The sequence below is a fragment of the Haloarcula sp. CGMCC 1.6347 genome (genome assembly GCF_037078395.1).
In the GTDB taxonomy this organism is placed as follows: Archaea; Halobacteriota; Halobacteria; order Halobacteriales; family Haloarculaceae; genus Haloarcula; species Haloarcula amylolytica.
This window is the reverse complement of record NZ_JAYMGX010000002.1, coordinates 1,454,156-1,471,826: the sequence shown is the minus strand read 5'-3', so window position 1 is coordinate 1,471,826 and position 17,671 is coordinate 1,454,156. Positions and strand designations below refer to the sequence as shown.

The window sequence follows — 17,671 nt, the reverse complement described above, 5'->3', positions numbered from 1 at the left end:
GCAGCGTTCGTTCACACTACTTGTTCACTATCGGTCTCAGGTTGTGTTTAGCCTTCGCAGTCGATGCCTGCGTTATTCGCGAGGGATATCCAACCCCCGCTACTCTGGCACTACCGCACAGCGTACTGGTCTTCAGTACGGGGTTGTCACCCTGTATCACGCTCTGTTCCAAGAGACTTCGTGAAGACGGTCGGCTGATGAGAGGTAGCCCGGACACCACATTGCCCGTGAGGGCTTCGGTTTGGGCTGTATCGCGTTCACTCGCGGTTACTAACGACATCACGTTGCGTTTTCTTTTCCTCCCGATACTGAGATGTTTCAGTTCTCGGGGTTCCTCATTGCGCGAAGCAATTGTTAGAGAGATTCTCATTCGGAAATCTGTGGTTCTTCGCCTCCGTGCGGCTCCCCACAGCTTATCGCAGCTTGGCACGTCCTTCATCAGCGCCTGAGCCGAGCAATCCACCAGCTGGCATAGTAGCCAACGTCGTTGTGACTCGTTCAACTGAACGAGTCCAGTGGACGCCTGGATCGCACGTACACACGGTTTCATACTCGCCCCCAAGGTGGAGATGGTGGGCGAATCGACCCTTCCCAGGCTCGGTTTCACCCGGCCTGGTGCATCTGTCGTCGTACCATATCCCATCGCCGTCCCACACTTAAGGGGCACGGTTCGGGGCTGGCACGTCGTATGGACCCACTGGGATTTGAACCCAGGGCCTCCGCCTTGCAAAGGCGGCGCTCTCCCGCTGAGCTATGGGCCCGGCAGATCCGCACGGTTGTTAGCCCTGATAGTTCATAGGTGCCCGGTCGACAGAGTTCTCGAACACCGAAAGGTGGGTCAGGCCAGAGGCCTGATCCCGATCAGTAGGAGGTGATCCAGCCACAGATTCCTCTACGGCTACCTTGTTACGACTTAAGCCCCCTTGCGGAGCCCAGATTCGACCGTCGCATGACGGCCTCATCCGGACCCCACTCGGGTGCTTTGACGGGCGGTGTGTGCAAGGAGCAGGGACGTATTCACCGCGCGCTTCTGACACGCGATTACTACCGAATCCAGCTTCATGCGGGCGGGTTTCAGCCCGCAATCCGAACTACGACTACGTTTGGAGATTAGCGTCGCCTCTCGGCGTTGCATCCCACTGTCATAGCCATTGTAGCCCGCGTGTTGCCCGGTCCATTCGGGGCATACTGACCTACCGTTGCCCGTTCCTTCCTCCGCTTTAGCAGCGGCAGTCCTCCTAGTGTACCCAACTACCTCAAGGGTATTGCTGGCAACTAGAAGTGCGGGTCTCGCTCGTTGCCTGACTTAACAGGACGCCTCACGGTACGAGCTGACGGCGGCCATGCACCTCCTCTCAGTAGCGTCGGGTAAAGTCGTCAACCTGACCGTCATTACTACTGTCGGGACCGGTGAGATGTCCGGCGTTGAGTCCAATTAAACCGCAGGCTCCTCCGGTTGTGGTGCTCCCCCGCCAATTCCTTTAAGTTTCATCCTTGCAGACGTACTTCCCAGGCGGCTCGCTTCTCGGCTTCCCTAGGGCGCAGCGCAGGCTCGTAGCCTACGGCACACCTAGCGAGCATCGTTTACAGCTAGGACTACCCGGGTATCTAATCCGGTTCGAGACCCTAGCTTTCGTCCCTCACCGTCGGGTCCGTCTTCCTGAGGTGGTTTCCCCATTGGTGGTCCGTCCAGGATTACAGGATTTCACTCCTACCCCGGACGTACCCCTCAGGTCTTCCGGCCCCAAGCCGGACAGTTTCCGCTGGACGCCGACGCGTTGAGCGCGTCGATTTCCCAACGGACTTGTCCGGCCGGCTACGGACGCTTTAGGCCCAATAATATCGGCCATCACTTGGACTGCCGGTATTACCGCGGCGGCTGGCACCGGTCTTGCCCAGTCCTTGTTCCTGTACCACCTTACGGTACAGAAAAGCGAGGGCTATATGCCCTCACACTCGGAGTCCCCCTATCGCACTGTCGTGCAGTGTAAAGGTTTCGCGCCTGCTGCGCCCCGTAGGGCCCGGTATCTTGTCTCAGATACCGTCTCCGGGTTCTTGCTCTCACAACCCGTACCGATTATCGGCATGGTGGGCCGTTACCCCACCATCTACCTAATCGGCCGCAGCCACATCCTACAGCGCCGGAACGTTTCTAACTCTCGGCACTCCAGCATGAGAGTTATATCCGCTATTGGCCTCAGTTTCCCGAGGTTATCGCGGTCTGTAGGGCAGTTTGGCCACGTGTTACTGAGCTATATGCCACGGGTCTAAGCCCGTGCGACTAGCATGGCTAAATCGGACTCCGATAGCAATGGCCTCCGGCAGGATCAACCGGAATGTATCCCGGCACAATGCCGGGGGGTTAGGCGGGATCACACCCATATGATGGGTGTGGTCGCTATCGAAGGGTGTTCGAGGACACCCGTCGACCGAGTGTCACCGAACTATCAGGGCTAACATCAGATCCCATCTTGACGGCGGACCGCAGGGGTGGAATCCTCATTTCTTCGGACCTGATTGTTGTCTCGAAGCCACCATAAAGGCTTCGAGTTTCGTTGGCGAGCCGGCCCCGCCTGGTCCGTATCGGCAGGGGTTCAACACCCCGACCGAACGTCGTTCGCGTTCATTCCGAGCGCCCTGTTACACTTAAGGGCATCGGATCGGGATCGCGTCGAACCGCACGACGCGAGCGACCTTCGCGTTCATTCCGAGTGCTCTATTACACTTAAGGGCATCGGAACGAGTGCGTTCGTTCGGGGGCGTCGGCCCCTGACCGCGTTCGCATTTCATTCCGATGGGTGAGCCACACTTAACCCCGTCGAAGGGAGTCGCCTACGGGACAAGATTACACGGGGGAGAGTGTTGCACACGACTGCAGACGGTCAGTACGGCGTGTCGGGAATGGGACGCCGAAACAGACGTCGACTCCGCGCGCGCACGAACAGTTCAGCAGCCGCTACCGACCAGGCGTTGCACCGAAAATGTCGGGAATGCGACCTAGATCTCGTCTAGGTGTTCGACGCCCTGCTTCGAGACGTTCCCTTTCGTGATGTCGCCGGGCATCCAGTCGGGTTTGTCGTCGGGTGCCTCCTCGACCCATGCCCACGCCTCGTAGATGTGGACTTTGTGGGTTCCTTTCTCCCGTAGTCGTATCTCCTCAGGGTCAGCCTGATCTTCACCGTCGGCCGGCTCGAGTCGACGTGCTGCCTTCAGCGCAGCCTGTCGAGGTGTTCCGCCCGAGAAGACGCTCGATTCGTCACCGTCTTCGCGCAGTGCGAAGTTGCGCTTGTCACTGTCGGGTGCCATGGATTTCACCGCTCCATGCCAATTCAGCACATGGCAGAACATAAATATACCCCCCAATCCGCCCTCCGTCGGGGGATGCTTTTATACACTGATGCCGTCGCGTGGTGTTTCGACCTCCGAAACCGGCCAATTCAAGGCAAATATTCGGACTGAAATCGTCACGCGCGTCCACAAAACCGCCAGCCAGCGACCGGCGGCACGGTAGACTTAAGTGTATCCTGCGGTGAAGTGCGGAGTAGGATAGCGCGATGGTGCGAAAGAAGAAGCTCAGCCCGAGTGGCGCCAAAGATGAGGACGGCGAGTACCACAACGTACATATCAACATTCACGAAGACGAGCTGGCCGTGGCCGGGATGGAGATCGGCGACGAGGTGTTCGTTCGCGTCCGTGACAACAAGATTATCATCCAGAAGGCCGACCCCGAAGAGGTCGAACACGACTTTTGAGGCACCATCGACGGTGACACAGTGCCACCGGGCGGAGATGCCGGAGCCATCGCCCGATATCAACCGATCACCACTGTTTTTCGGGCCAACCGGACTACCATCACAATGAGACCCTACGATATCGCGAAACCACTCCTGTTTTCACTGCCAGCCGAAACTGCCAACCGGAGCGTCCACCGACTGCTGGAAGCAGTCGACGGAACGCGGGTCGCCGAGGCGATGGCCGACCGCTACACCGTCGCTGACGACCGACTCGCAGTAGAGGCGTTCGACCAGACCTTCGACAACCCAGTTGGGGTCGCGGCCGGCTTCGACAAGAACGCGACCATCCCCGGAGCGCTGGCGTCGCTCGGCTTCGGCTTCGCCGAGGTCGGCGGCGTCACGGCCGAGCCACAGGCCGGCAACGCCCGCCCGCGGATGTTCCGGCTCAGGGAGGACGAGGCCATCATCAACCGAATGGGCCTGAACAACGACGGGGCCATCGTCATCGGCGAGCGGCTGAAGAACGTCGATGCGCCGTTCCCGGTCGGCGTCAACATCGCTAAGACGGAACACGTCGGAACGAGCGAGGCCCCCGAGGACTACCGGACCACGTACGAACACGTCGCCGAAGGCGGGGACTTCTTCGTCGTCAACGTCTCCTGTCCCAACTCGGAAGGATTCGAGGAGCTCCAGAACCGCGACGCGATGGAAGCCATCCTCGGCGAACTCCAGAACGCGGGCGCGGCCCCGCTGCTCGTGAAGCTTTCGCCTGACCTCCCCGAGCCGGCAGTCGAGGACGCGCTGGACCTGGTAACCGAACTCGACCTGGACGGCGTCGTTGCGACGAATACGACGACGGAACGGCCCGCCAGCTTACGCTCGCCGAACGCGGTCGAGACGGGTGGCCTTTCCGGGAAGCCGATCGAAAACCAGGCGACCGAGATGGTGCGGTTCGTCGCCGAGCGTGTCGACGTGCCCGTCGTCGGCGTCGGCGGCGTCTCGACACCGGAGGGCGCGTACAGGAAGATCCGCGCCGGAGCCTCGCTCGTCCAACTGTACACCGGCCTGGTGTACCGCGGTCCGTCCATCGCTCGCGAAATCAACGAGGGGCTGCTCGACCTGCTCGCGGAGGACGGCTTCGACTCGGTCGCGGACGCCGTCGGCGCGGACCTGTAGCCGGCGAATCTTGAAGTATAGTTGCGGCGAACCGCCAGCATGGATGACAGTCGCCGCACCCTGCACATCGCCTCCTGAGACGACCGCTTTCTCGCCTGGCTCCTCGACGTCCTGCTCGTCGGTGTCGTCCTTTCCGCACTAGGCGAGGCCGCTGGCGTGTTCTCGCTCCTTACCGGCAGCCTCTCAGTGACCACGCCGTTCACCGGCCTGAACGGACTCGGCCTGTTCGTTTACTGGACAGCTCTCGAAGGCCGGCAGGGCCAGTCGGTCGGGAAGATGGTGATGAACATCGCCGTCACGGACGAACGCGGCAACGCCATCGATTACGGCACGGCAGCCATCGAGAGCTTCGGGAAGGCGTTCCTGCTTCCGATAGACATCCTCGTCGGCTGGCTGGTGTACGAAGAAGAAGGGCTTCGGCTGTTCAACAAGCTCTCCTCAACCGTCGTCATCGAGACCGACGAGGAGGAGGCCGGGAAGCCAAGCGACGTGGAGTACGTGTATCCGGACGAGCGATAGGCCAACCGCTCGCGTTACTCCAGCGCGTCCAGTCGGAACTCGAAGGCCGCCACTGGCAGTTCCAGGTCATGCTCGACGAGTACCTTGGGATGAACCTCTCCGATGACGCCGACTGACTCGCCGTCGAGGACGACCTCGGCGGCGCGGCCGTCGATGAACGACGGATGCGTGGTCGGGGGCGTTTCGAGGTCCTTGTCGAAGGCGTCGGCGAGCGCCTGCAGGCGGGCCTTGGCGTCCTCGTAGGAGGCGTCCGTGCGCGCGAGCGCGGCCGCGACGGTGCGGTGCTCGGCGACGCCGGTGTTCTCCGAGTCGTCGAGGCCGGCGGCCAGCCCGATTTCGGCGAGGTCCTGCGGGTAGCTCCGGTGAGTGTTGTTCTCCAGCACCATCATGACGGAGGGGAGCGCCCACGTCCGGAGGATGGTGTAGTCCTCGCTGTAGGGCTCCTGGATGGTGACCGGGTCGGCCTCGCCGACGGCCTGCTCGCGGTTGCCACCGCTCGCCTGTTCGTCGGTCCGTGGGACCGACAACCCCATCCGCTCGAAGTTCTCGGCCTCGTTTATCATGTGGAAGTTCAGCAGGTCCTCGAAGCCCAACCCAACCAGAGCGTCGCGGGCGGCGTCCTCAAGCCGGGACCGCTCGTGGCGACCGCCGACCGTCGACACGTCGGGGTAGGTCGGTTCGAGGCTGTTGAACCCGAGCGCTCGGCCGATGTCGTCGATGATATCCAGCGGGTGGATGACGTCGACGCGGTAGGGCGGAACCTCAACCTCGTAGGCCACGCCGTCGTCGGATTCCGTTTCGGTCGCGTCGAGGCCGGCCCGCTCGGCGTAGTCGATTACCTCGCGGCTGTCCAGCGAGACGCCGAGGATGGATTCGATGCGGTCGTGGGTGACCGTCTTCGTCCGGACAGAGAAGTCAGGACGCTCCAGCGTCTTGCCGGCGTATTCGCCGGGCGCATCGTCGGCGTATGCCACGTCGACTTTCTCGACCTGGCCGCCGCGGGCGGCGAGCGCGTAGCAGACGATGTTACACATGTGGTCGATGGTCCACTGGTCGGTCCCGGTCATCTCGATGAACAGGTCCCGGGAGTCGACGCTGACCTCGGTCCGACGGCCGTTGATGACCGGCGGGAACGAGAACAGCCCGATGGCGTCGTAGATGGCCGGTACGCGGTCGAAGTCGGCCACGAGGTCGCCGTAGGTCTGCCCGGTCTCGTGGGACGCCATGACCTCGCTGGGAGTCATCTCCGCGTCGGCGTCCAGCGGGACGAACGTCGCTTCGTCGGGGTCCGCGCTGGTGTAGGTGATTGACTTGCCCGTCTCGTCCGTGACCGAATCGCCTTTCAACATTGTGAGGTCGTGGACCCCAATCGCGCCTTTCGCCCGCTTGCGGCCCATCGTCGCGTGGAGCTTCTCCTGCAGTTGGATGAGCGACTCCAGCGCGGCCTCGTCCATGTCCAGCCCGCGGACGATAGCGCCGGTCACGTACGGGCGTTCGTCGGGCTGGTCCTCGACCTCGATGGTCCAGTCGGCGCTGTTCGTGTTGGGGACCTCCACGCCGCGGTCGTCGCCGTAGTGGTAGCGCAGCGAGCGCGCGACCCCCTCGACGGAGAGGCGGTCCAGTCGGTCCGGGGCGAACTCCAGTTGGAACTCGTCGTCCTCGGTCCAGCCCTCGAACTCCAGCCCGAGATTGAACAGGTCCGACTTGAGTTCGTCGTCGTCTTTCTCGCTGTGACCGGTCAGATACCGCAGTTCGTCGGGGTCGACGTCGACGACCGGCATCAGCGAATCACCTCCGTCTCCCGCAGCAGTTCAAGGTCACAGAGCGTCCCGTGCACGTCGCGGATGTCCTCGAAGCCGTACATGAGCATGAGTAGTCGTTCGAGCGAGAGGCCCCACGCCATCACGTCGCAGTCGACGCCAAGCGGCGTGAGCACCTCGTCGCGGAAGATTCCGGAGTTCCCGACCTCGACGACCTCGCCGGTCTCGGGGTGGGTGCCGAACAGTTCGAAGCTCGGCTCCGTGTAGGGGTTGTAGTGGGGCTTGAACTCCAGGTCGGTGATGCCGAACTGCTCGTAGAACTCCGTGAACGTCCCCATCAGGTCCCGCACGGAGAGGTCCTCGGCCATCACCCAGCCCTCGATCTGGAAGAACTCGAGCAGGTGCGTCGGGTCGAGCGTGTCGTTGCGGTACACCTTCTCGACGCTGAAGTAGCGCTCCGGTGGGTCCAACTCACCGACCTGATGGCCCGAGAGGTAGCGCATCGACAGCGAGGTAGTGTGGCCACGGAGGTCCATCCCGCGGGCGATGTCCTCGGTCCACGGCGAGTGATACCCCTCGCCGTCGGGGCCAACACCCTCCTTGTGCGCCGAGCGGACCCGCTCGACGAGGTCTTCGGGGAGTTCACCGATTTCCTCGGGTTCTTCCAGCGCGAACTGGTCCCAGTGGGTTCGCGCCGGGTGGTCCTGTGGCATGAACAGGCAGTCGTTGATCCAGAACTGGGCGTCGGCGTGGGGGCCTTCCATCTCGGAAAAGCCCATGCCGACCAAGGTGTCCTTCACGCGGTTGGCCGTCTGGCGGAGGATGTGTTCCTTGCCGTGGCTCACGTCCTCGGCGTCGGCCTCGACGTTGTACTCGGTGAAGGCCACGTCTTCCCACTCACCGCTGGTGAGCAGCTCGGGGGTGAGCTGGTCGACGGTCTCGGCGGCTTCGACGCCCTCCATCAGCGCGGTGACGCCGTCGTCGGTGAGTTGGACCGAGCGGACGGTCTCCTCACGGACATTGAGGAGGCCACGCCGTTCCAGCTGGTCGAGCGCGTCCGCGTCGGCGTCTTCGACGCGTCCATCTGCGACGGCCTCCAGCGCCAACATCTCGGGATCGGACCCGGGATCGGCGTCCGGGTTGGCCGTGATCTCGCCGCTATCGATCTCGCCGTAGGCTTTGCGGGCGTAGTTCGAGAGCGCGATGTCGACCGCGCCGCCCTCGAGGCCGGACGCGCCAATGGCCTGTCCCATCTGGACTGGTCCGTCGGCAGCGCCAGCGTCGATAGCTGCCTCGTAGAGGTCCTGTTCGGGCAGGCTCTCGCGGACGTACTGGTCGCCCTCGTCGGTGAGTTCGTAGTGTTCCAGCGTCTCCTCAGCGACGGACACCAGCCCGTCGGCTTCGAGTTCGAACGCCGCTCTGGTGGCCGCTTCCGGTTTGAGGTCTGCGTCTGCGGCCACGTCGTCGATACGCCTGTCTTCCTGTGCGTCGGCGGCCTGCAGGACGGCCACCTGTGCCTGTGGTCGTTTCATACGGGTGTCTCGGTCTTGTGGGGATAACCGCGGGTCGCTCAGTTAACGGTTCTCACTTCCTGCTCGCGGTTTCGTCCGACTACGCCTCTCGACGCCGTCAGAGTCCACGCACGGTCAGGCAGTGAAAAAGAAGCCGAACCCCGGACTGTCGGATAGCTGGCGAGCGACGCCGGCACGGTGGGATTCGGGTGCCATATCTGAGCGATTGTGATTAGCGGCTAAAAGCGTTGCGCGTGTACTCGTCCCGACACGAGATGGGGTGTCTCGACCCGGTAGTCAGTCCGCGCTCGTCGGTGCGCGGTCGGAGTCGAGGTCGATATCGAGTTCGTCGAGCTTGTCCTCCCACTCTTCGCGTTTCTCCTGATGGTCTTCGAGGAACTCGGCCATCAGTTCGGCTGCCTGCTCCTTGCAGCCCCCACAGAGGCGCTCGCCGCCGACGCACTCGTCGTACACTTCCTTGGCGAACTCGTCGTCGTCACCCGAGAGCAGGTAGGCGTACAGCTCGTACACCGGGCACTCGTCGGCTTTCCCACCTTTCTCGCGCTGTTCCTCCGCCGTGGAGCGGCCGCCGGTGGTCGCCGACTTGACCTTGTTGTAGCCGTCCTCCGGGTCGTCGAGCAAGGAGATGTGCGAGGCGGGAATCGAGGAGGACATTTTCCCGCCGGTGAGGCCGGTCATGAACCGGTGGTAGATGGAGGACGGCGGCTGGAAGCCGTAGCCGCCGTTGTCGAGTTCGACCTGCCGGGCCAGTTCCTCGGCCTCGGCGTAGTCGAGGTCGAACGTGTCGATGTGCTCGTCATACACCCGCTTCTCGCCGTCGATGGCCTCGATGAGCGCCTCGAAGGCTCCGTCGGTGGCGTTGCGGTCGAGGAAGCGGATACGCGGGCGGAGCGGTTCCTTCCCCGCCTCGTCGAGTTTGGCGACGACGGACTCGCGGGCGTCGGCGGGCGCGGGCTGGTGGTCGCGGAGCCAGTCGGCAGCCTCGCCACAGCGGGGCCGGTCGACGTCCTCGGCGTACTCCTCCCGAGCATCGTAGGCCTGCCGGAGCAGCGTCCGCTCGACGGCGTCGGCCTCGAAGCTGGCGAAGGCCTCCGTCACGCCGAAGAACCGCATCCGCGCGGCGAGGTCCCGGGCCAGCCGCATGTGGGGGTCCTGGTCCGGGCCGACAGGGATGACCGTCGGCTTCGGCCCGTCCAGTTGCGGGTAGAGGATGTCGGCCATCTGGGTGACGACCGACTGCATGTGGGAGACGTCCGTCTCGCCGTCGAAGTCGTAGATGGCCTGCAGTTCCGAGAAGTTCGCCTCCGCACCGAGTTCGAACGCCAGATCCTGCACCTCGCGGTTGTCGGACTGGCGGTACAGCGTCCCCTCGTCGGGGTCGAACCCGAGCGCGAGCAGCGAGAGGATGTAGTCCGTCGCGTGCTCGTCGATTTCATCCCACGAGAGCCCGCGGGCGCTGTGGGCTTCGAGGTCCGCGATAAGCGCGTGAGCGTCCCCGCCCTGCTGTTGATGCCAGATGATCTCGTCGAAGACCAGCTTGTGGCCGATGTGGGGGTCGCCGGTCGGCATGAACCCCGACAGCGCGGCGAAGGGGTCGTCGTTGCGCATCGCTTCGGCGACCGGTCGGTAGTCCCGGTGGCCGAAGATGACGCCCCGGCGCATCAGGTAGTGAGGGTTGGGGACTTCGGGGAGCACCTCGTCGAACTCCTCGATGCCGAACTGCTCGAACAGTTTGCGGTAGTCGGCGATGGTCGAGGAGCCCCACGGGTCGAGCGTCGCCTCGTCGGCTCCTTCGGCCTCAGTGCCGCCGTCCGGGAGAACCGGCTCGCCGCCGGAGAGCGCGTCGGACCCCCGCCACTGGGCACCCGACTGGCGGCGGTCCTCGTCGGGCGATGCGTCGTCGTGGTGGGAGTCGTCCGTTGTCATGGCTGTGGTGGGCTCGCGGTGAGCCACGTTACAGGTGCTTTGGTCCCGGTCGGCGCAAAAAGGGTTCGTTTCGGTTCGCCACGTCACGCGGCGTATCGGCGGATGTGCAACCAACTGTTGGGCTGTGAGCGAATCAGGGCGTCAGTCGCTCCACAGCCACCCACTCAATGTCGCCGCCGTCCGCCGTGAGCGCGAACACCATCGTCTTCCGGACGCCGTGGGCCAGGCGCACGTCCAGCGCGAGGTCCCGCGGCTCGAACCGGTGGCCGGCCGGCAGCACTCGGACGAGGAGCTCCGAGTGCCCGAGGTTCTCGGCGCTCTCGACATCGGCGTAGGTCCGGAAGTCCGCACCGAACTTGAAGCCGGTCTTCGGCGCGACGCCGCTGGCGCGCAAGGCGGCGTAGACGGCCAGCCGGCGGTCGAACCGGTCGCCTTCGACCTCGCGACCCCGCTCGACGATGGCGTCGGCCCCGCCGTCGACCGTGAGCAGACCTTCCTGTGCGAGATACGCGGCTTCCACGAGCGAGAGCTGGACTGCACCGTCGTCGCCGAGTTGCTGGCCGTAGAACGCCTGCTCGTACAGTTCCGCTGGCGGCTCCCAACACACCACCCGCTCGGCGAGCAGTTCCCCGTTCGTGGTCGGGACGACGGCGTCGCTAGTCCCCTCGACGCCGCGCTGGTCGGTGTCGAGGTACGTGACCTCACTCTCCTCGTCGACGACCGCAAGAACGCAGTCGCCGAGGTCAGCGGCGGCGACGGTGTCGCGCTCGCCGACAACCCGGACCCGGTAGGCCACCTCGTTATCCCACGGCCCCTTCCCGCGCGGGTAGACCACGAAGTCCGTGCCCGCGTCGTCGTCGACCCAGCCCTCGCGGGCCGGCGTGAGGTAGAAGCCGCGGTCCCGCAGGTCCTTGTAGACGGCAAAGTCGACCTCGGAGACGGCCGCCGACCCCAGGAAGGCCCGGAAGTCCATCCCGTCGATACTCTCGATATCCCCGCGGTAGAGGAGGTGTGCGGCCTCCACCGGGGCTAGGTCGATGTCGCCGCTACGGACCTGGCCGTAGCCCCGCGAGTCGTAGAACCGCTCGCGCGCCTCGTAGCCGGCCCGCACGACATCACCGTCGAGCGTCAGTTCCATGCCCTGACGTGGCTCCCGCGGCGACAAAGCCCCTGCGGGTCCGGTCTGTTTTCACAGTCGTGGACACAAAGGGCCAGAAAGCCCCGAGACGCTGGAGTCGGGGGCCGGTCTGCGCTCCTCGCTTCGCTGCGGTGCTTGAACCAGCCGCCTTCCTCCAGCGTCTCGCCCTTTCAGTCCCACCTAGTGTCGGTTGGGTAATACTGGCTAAGTAGACTTTCAGGAGGTTCAGAACTGTACCCCCAGCAAACACAGGCTTGAAACCTCACCCCAGTTCCGAACAGGTGCTGTCCAGACACCGCGTTCCCCCGGCAGTTTCGAACAGCGGCAGGCCACAGTCGCAGTCGCCGACGACGACGCCGGACGGCATCGAGAAGCCGGTGTCGCAGTCGGGATAGTGTTCACAGCCGGCGAGCAGGCCGCCCCGGCGGAGAATCAGCAGGTCGCCGTCGCAGTTCGGACAGTCCCACTCACGGTCGAAGGCCGCGGTGACAGCGTCGTCCAGCGAGTCACAGTCCCGGTCGAGACACAGTTCGAAGGCCCGCCCGCGTTCCACCCGAAGCGTAGGGAGCCCACAGTCGTCACAGCGGCCGCCGGTGACCGCGGCATCACTCGGAATCCCGTAGGCGGCGTCACAGCCGGTACAGGTGACGTCGCTTCGGGTGCGGACCAGCGTTCCGGTGCAGTCGGGGCAGTCACGCACCGGGACACCGGCGTTCGAGGCCGGATAGCGGGCACTGCCGTGTTCCTCGTGGGGGACCACCCGGAGGAGTTCGTCGCCGTCGCGGGCGGTCACCGCGCCGTCGTCGATGGTGACGCTTTCGGCGCGCGTGAGCCACGCGACCGGCTGATACCCTTCGGCATCGTGAACGAGGACGGTATTGTCCGGTTTGACGACGACGAGCACGTCGCCGCGCTGCTCCCGCTCGCGCGTTCCCTCGAAAACGGTCGTACACTCGCCAGCTATCACACGGGTTCCGTCGTGCATGGGCCGACCTGGCCGGGTTCCGGTACTTAAACCCTCAGTCGGCCGACGGGGCTTCGTAGCGCGGTCGTCGCTCCCGGAGTCGGAACAGCCAAAGCCGTCGCCGAGCGACAGGGAGGCAATGAGCGAACCACCGGCGGCAGTCTGTTTCGATATGGACGGCGTGCTCGTCCAGTCCGAAGAGCACTGGGTCCGTGCCCAGCGCGAGGACATTCTTCCGACGGCCGCACCGAACGACGACATCCCTGTCGCCGCCATTACCGGTCGGAACTACCGGGAAGTGTATCCAGACCTCGACGCCGAGTACGACCTCGAAATCAGCCGCGAGGTATTCGAGGGCCTGTTCGAGGAGCACGGCGAGCGGATTTACGGCGAAGAGGCGGCCTTCCTCGATGGGGCGCACGAGTTGCTCGACGACCTTCGGGACGCCGGCGTCGCGCTAGCGCTGACGACATCCGCGCCGTGGGCCTGGATCGACGTGGCCGACGAGCGCTTCGACCTCCTCTCGAAGTTCGACGTCGCCATCAGTGCCGGCGACATCGACGGCCCCGGCAAGCCGGAGCCGGACATCTACGAGCGGGGCGCGGCAGAACTCGGCGTCGCGCCCGAGGACTGCTGGGCCGTCGAAGACTCCACCGCGGGCGCACGCGCCGCCGTCGCCGCCGGGATGACGACCGTCGGATTCCGGGGCGACGGCGACGAGACGGACCTGTCGATGGTCCACGAGATCGCGGACGACGCCGCGACACTACGCGAGGTGCTGTTAGGCGGTGTATAACAGCCGAGTACCGTCTCTTTGAGATAGCGGGGCGACTCAAAAGCGGAGCGAATAGCTATCCGGTATGGAACTGGGCCGGAGACCGGGAAGCGATACTGTTCGGGTGTTAGTACGGTGTGCAGAGATTCGAGCGTCACAAAACAGCGTGAAATGCCGGCGCGGAGGGGAAAGACCCGGCCAGATCAGGCGGGGTCACCGTATCCTCGGCCCGCCAGCAGGCCGAAGACGTTGAGGGCAACGACACCCACGAAGATGAGGAAGCTCTGACTGTCCAGCCCGCCCAGCAGCAGCGGCGGATATGCCAGCGGCGTGACGATAGCCAGCCAGAACGCGATGAATTGCAGGGGACGAGTGAGTGACCGGAGGCTAAGGCTACTGGGGGCGGCTTCCATCGGGGAACGGAAGGGCGATGCACTGGACATTGTGGGCTTCCTCACTTCTTCGTAAGAACCCATACCCCCATATAAACGCCAGACCCTTGGGGATAATTCGTGCTCTTTTCGGAATGTTAACCGGATTTCAGCACCTTTCAGCGATGTTTCACGGAGCGCTGTAACGCTTTTAGATAGCTTTGTAAATTTTACCGAGCTATCTGAGCGCGTTTCAGAGAGACAGTCGAAACGTCGATTACCGGACCAGCACGGATCGGGTTTCGGTAATCGTCGGGAGCGGCAGCGCGGGGAACGCGACCTCGACGGTGAACGTGAGTTCGTCCGCGTCCGCGCCGAAGACGGCCACCGGAAGCGTGGCCTCGCCGAGATACGACGGCTTGGCGGTCATCTCACGCCCGTTGACCGTGACCCGCAGGCCCGCGCGGGCGCTGCCCCCGGTGTTTTCGACCGTTACCTCCCGCATATCGTTGTCGCCGGGCGCGATTGTGTCGGGGAAATCGCCCCAGTCGATGGAGACGACGGGGAGGTCCCGCGCGTTCGCCAGCACCTGCTCGGCGACGCCCTCGGAGAGTCCGGCCCGGACGAGGCCGTCTTCGCCGGCTTCGACCACGTCGGCGGGTGACGTGAGCCCCGCAGCGGCGAGTTTACCAGCACGGCCGCTGCCGACGCCGTCGATGGCGGTCAGCCCAACGGCGTCGGCGCTGATACCGTGTTCGACGCGGGCCTCGGCCCGACAGGCCAGGTTCGCGTAGCGGGCCGGCCCCAGCGTGTCGACGAACTCCCGCATCGCCGCGAGCAGGCGAAGGGCGTTCTGGCGGATGACCCACGCGTCGCTTTTGAGTTCCGTGGGCGTCGTCCCGGTCATGCCCGAGCGGAGGATGGCCAGCACCTTCCGCTGGCCGGCGTCGAGACTGTCGTCGACGCTGTCTCCCAGAACTGCGTGGACGGCGTCCTCCTCGTCGGAGCGGGCGCTGACGCTGTCGAACTCCGTCGCGCCGGCCACTGCGGTCAGCAGGTCGTCCGCGTCAACGGAGACAGCGGAGTCCGGGTCGGCGGCGTCCTGGCAGCGCTCGGCGACGTCCGCGAACCGGCGCGCAGTCGAGAGTCGGAGGTAGAACTTCGAGGCTAGCTGGCCGAGCCGCGTCGGTTCGACGTTGAGGCCATCCTGTTCGACGAAGCCCTCGTCGACGAGTGCGGAAAGCGTGTCACTGACCCGGTTTCGGAGGTCGCTGCCGGCGTCGTACTCGTCGGGGGCTGACTGCGAGCGGGCGTAATAAAAGGTCGTGGCGAGCCAGTCCATCACGTCGTCCACGTCGTCGATGGTCCCGAGCGCGATTTCGGCGTTCAGGTGGGCGTCGAGTTCCGCCGCGAGTCGGGACTCGATTTCCTTGCCGTCCCGGAGCAGGCGGCGGTACTTGTCGGCGTCCGAGCGGTCACAGACGACCCAGGCGTACCCCATGTCGTCGTAGCCGGGCCGGCCCGCGCGGCCGAGCATCTGGAGCACGTCAAGGGGACTCATGTCGACCTCGCCCTCCAGGGGATCGTGGAGTTTGGTGTCGCGGATGACGACACAGCGGGCGGGGAGGTTCACGCCCCACGCCAGCGTCGAGGTCGAGAAGAGCAGCTGAATCTTCCCCTCCTTGAACCACTGCTCGACTTTGTTTTTGTCCTCGCGCGCGAGGCCGGCGTGGTGAAAGCCCACGCCGTCCAGTACGGACTGGCGGAGCGTGTCGTTCGAGAGGTCGGCGGCGTCGTTGTGGAAATCGTAGTCCCCGCGTGCACCCATCGGGATATCTCGCTCGACAATTTCGTCGCGGGCCTTCTTCGCGGCCTGGACCGTGTCCTGGCGCGAGGAGACGAACACGAGCGCCTGGCCCTCCTCGCGGATGTGTGGCTCGGCGAGGTCAAGCGCCCGGTAGAGCCGCCGGTACTTGTCGGCGAAGGCGTTCTCGCCGTGGGAGTAGGTCTTCACGTCGGCGTTCAGCGGCACGGGCCGGTACTCCTCGCCGAAGGCGAAGGTCGTCTCCTCGGGGGCGTCGAGCCAGTCGGCCACGTCGTCGATGTTCGGCATCGTCGCCGACAGCGCCACGACCCGCGGGTCACAGAGCCGGCGGAGCCGCGAGACGGTGACTTCGAGCACCGCCCCCCGCCGGTCCGAATCCAGCAGGTGGACCTCGTCGATGACACAGCAGTCCACGTCAGTGATGAACGAGTAGCGGCTCGTTTCGTGTTTCCGGGTGGCCGAGTCGGCCTTCTCCGGCGTCATCACGAGGATGTCGGCCCGCTCGGCGCGGCGGGGGTTCAGGTCTCGCTCGCCGGTGACGACGTAGACGGAGTAGCCCAACTCCTCGAAGCGCTCCCACTCGCTTTCCTTCTCGTTTGTGAGTGCGCGTAGCGGCGCGAGAAACAGCGCGGTCCCGTCCTCGGCGAGCGTCTTGCAGATGGCCAGTTCAGCCAGCGCCGTCTTCCCGCTGGCCGTCGGCGCGCTGACGACGACATTGTCGTCGCGGTTCAGCAGGGCCGGCAGGGCCGCCGACTGCATCCGGTTGAACTCCTCGAAGGGGAAGGCGTCGGCAAAGTCGGGGAGTACCTCCGCGACCGCCACAGTCGGCTCGCTGTCGGTTCGGGATGGCACGTCACAGTCGCAGTTCCGCGACGGCAAAGGCGTTTCTATGGGGGAGCGAAAGCGGGTGAGACGTGGCCACATTTGCGGGGTCGCCGTGTGGCTGGTCGTTGTGAGCGCCCCACACTACTGGCCAAGAATTAACCCGGCCGGCTGACAGTGCGCAAGCGTGCCTCTCAGCGACCCCGAGGACTACTACGACGAGAACGACGAGAGCGAGTGGGACCGCCTGGCAGCCACGCTACACGGGCAGTTAGAGTGGACGGGAACCGTCGAACAGCTCGAAGCCAACCTTCCCGACACGGGACACGTCCTCGACGTAGGCGGCGGGGCTGGTCGGTACGCCGTCTGGCTGGCCGAACAGGGATACGATGTCACGCTCGTCGACCCAAGCGAGGGCCAGCGGGCTATCGCACGGGAGAAAGTCGCCGAACACGGACACGAGGAGCGGGTGACCGTCGGGGCGGGCGACGTACGCGACCTCGGGTTCGACCGGGACGTATTCGACGCGACGCTGTGTCTGGGTGGGCCGCTTTCGCATGTGCTTGACGCCGACAAACGGGCGGCCGCTGTGCGGGAAGTCCGTCGGGTAACAAAAGCCGGGAGTCCGGTGTTCGCGTCCGTCATGGGACGGCTCAATTGGCTGGTACTCTCACTGGTCGGCGAGTCGGAACACCTCGTCCATGCGGCCGAACTCGCCGAGACGGGCGATTACGACCGCCCCTTCGTGGCGCAACTCGGGCACGACGCGGCGTTCACCGAGACCCATTTCTTCCGCGCCGACGAGTTCGAGGCGCTGTTAGAGGCGGGCGGAGTAACCGTCGAGACGCTGGTCGGGCTGGAAGGGCTGGCGTCAGTACTCGCCGCCGCCCCGCTCCGGGGGACCGCTGACGAGCTGTCAGCGCACCAGCGGGCCGGTGTGCGAGCGCTCGTCGACGAACTCCGTACGGACCGGACCGCCGTCGACATGTCCGCACACATGCTTTCCGTCTGCCGGGCGTGAGTCGGCCACGCGGACAGTAGAGTGTGTGCTCGTGGGGACACGAGCGAGTGGCGGTCGCTTCGGCTGGGCCGCCTGCCCGTCCGATGGTCCGTCCACACAGTGGGTGAC

12 protein-coding genes, 1 tRNA gene, 2 rRNA genes and 1 pseudogene are annotated in these 17,671 nt (G+C 64.7%); 5 read left to right on the top strand and 11 right to left on the bottom strand.

Annotation, left to right across the window (positions count from 1 at the left end; translation table 11 throughout):
• From VI340_RS16065 to VI340_RS16050, 4 genes are all read right to left on the bottom strand, one after another.
• Positions 1 to 487, bottom strand: a 23S ribosomal RNA gene (locus VI340_RS16065); the annotation flags it as partial.
• 202 nt (positions 488 to 689) lie between these two features.
• A tRNA-Ala gene (locus VI340_RS16060) sits at positions 690 to 761 on the bottom strand.
• Positions 762 to 866: 105 nt separating this feature from the next.
• A 16S ribosomal RNA gene (locus VI340_RS16055) occupies positions 867 to 2,338 on the bottom strand.
• A gap of 659 nt (positions 2,339 to 2,997) precedes the next feature.
• Positions 2,998 to 3,306 carry a non-histone chromosomal MC1 family protein gene (locus tag VI340_RS16050; RefSeq protein WP_004516406.1) on the bottom strand — a complete coding sequence of 103 codons (309 nt, stop codon included), beginning with the start codon at positions 3,304 to 3,306 and terminating at the stop codon, positions 2,998 to 3,000.
• A gap of 248 nt (positions 3,307 to 3,554) precedes the next feature.
• Here VI340_RS16050 and VI340_RS16045 point away from each other — a divergent pair, with 248 nt between their 5' ends.
• From VI340_RS16045 to VI340_RS16035, 3 genes and pseudogenes are all read left to right on the top strand, one after another.
• Positions 3,555 to 3,752 (top strand): hypothetical protein, encoded by a 198-nt coding sequence (locus VI340_RS16045; protein WP_004516407.1) that lies wholly within the window; start codon positions 3,555 to 3,557, stop codon positions 3,750 to 3,752.
• 105 nt (positions 3,753 to 3,857) lie between these two features.
• On the top strand, positions 3,858 to 4,910 hold the full coding sequence (locus tag VI340_RS16040) for a quinone-dependent dihydroorotate dehydrogenase (protein WP_008306876.1): 1,053 nt from the start codon (positions 3,858 to 3,860) through the stop codon (positions 4,908 to 4,910).
• Positions 4,911 to 4,949: 39 nt separating this feature from the next.
• Positions 4,950 to 5,429: pseudogene (locus VI340_RS16035) on the top strand (RDD family protein).
• A 14-nt stretch (positions 5,430 to 5,443) separates the two neighbouring features.
• Here the strand turns inward: VI340_RS16035 and pheT are convergent.
• From pheT to VI340_RS16010, 5 genes are all read right to left on the bottom strand, one after another.
• Positions 5,444 to 7,210: a phenylalanine--tRNA ligase subunit beta gene (gene pheT / locus VI340_RS16030; protein ID WP_008306878.1), complete on the bottom strand. Its 1,767-nt coding sequence runs from the start codon at positions 7,208 to 7,210 to the stop codon at positions 5,444 to 5,446.
• Positions 7,210 to 8,721: a phenylalanine--tRNA ligase subunit alpha gene (gene pheS, locus VI340_RS16025; protein WP_336358724.1), complete on the bottom strand. Its 1,512-nt coding sequence runs from the start codon at positions 8,719 to 8,721 to the stop codon at positions 7,210 to 7,212. The genes pheT and pheS overlap by 1 nt, the downstream gene beginning before the upstream one ends.
• Before the next feature lie 276 nt (positions 8,722 to 8,997).
• Complete coding sequence (locus tag VI340_RS16020) at positions 8,998 to 10,647, bottom strand: tryptophan--tRNA ligase (protein WP_336358723.1); 1,650 nt, start codon at positions 10,645 to 10,647, stop codon at positions 8,998 to 9,000.
• A 133-nt stretch (positions 10,648 to 10,780) separates the two neighbouring features.
• Positions 10,781 to 11,785: a tRNA-intron lyase gene (gene endA, locus VI340_RS16015; RefSeq protein WP_336358722.1), complete on the bottom strand. Its 1,005-nt coding sequence runs from the start codon at positions 11,783 to 11,785 to the stop codon at positions 10,781 to 10,783.
• A gap of 262 nt (positions 11,786 to 12,047) precedes the next feature.
• Positions 12,048 to 12,770 (bottom strand): DUF91 domain-containing protein, encoded by a 723-nt coding sequence (locus VI340_RS16010; protein WP_336358721.1) that lies wholly within the window; start codon positions 12,768 to 12,770, stop codon positions 12,048 to 12,050.
• A gap of 118 nt (positions 12,771 to 12,888) precedes the next feature.
• Between VI340_RS16010 and VI340_RS16005 the strand changes: the two genes are divergently transcribed.
• Positions 12,889 to 13,545 (top strand): HAD family hydrolase, encoded by a 657-nt coding sequence (locus tag VI340_RS16005; protein WP_336329620.1) that lies wholly within the window; start codon positions 12,889 to 12,891, stop codon positions 13,543 to 13,545.
• Between the two features lie 182 nt (positions 13,546 to 13,727).
• Here the strand turns inward: VI340_RS16005 and VI340_RS16000 are convergent, their stop codons facing one another.
• A complete protein-coding gene (locus VI340_RS16000; RefSeq protein WP_239642241.1) occupies positions 13,728 to 13,967 on the bottom strand; it encodes a hypothetical protein in 240 nt (79 codons plus the stop codon).
• A gap of 205 nt (positions 13,968 to 14,172) precedes the next feature.
• Complete coding sequence (locus tag VI340_RS15995) at positions 14,173 to 16,542, bottom strand: DEAD/DEAH box helicase (RefSeq protein ID WP_336329638.1); 2,370 nt, start codon at positions 16,540 to 16,542, stop codon at positions 14,173 to 14,175.
• A 187-nt stretch (positions 16,543 to 16,729) separates the two neighbouring features.
• Here VI340_RS15995 and VI340_RS15990 point away from each other — a divergent pair, with 187 nt between their 5' ends.
• Positions 16,730 to 17,563 (top strand): class I SAM-dependent methyltransferase, encoded by an 834-nt coding sequence (locus VI340_RS15990; RefSeq protein WP_336358720.1) that lies wholly within the window; start codon positions 16,730 to 16,732, stop codon positions 17,561 to 17,563.
• Positions 17,564 to 17,671 lie beyond the last annotated feature (108 nt).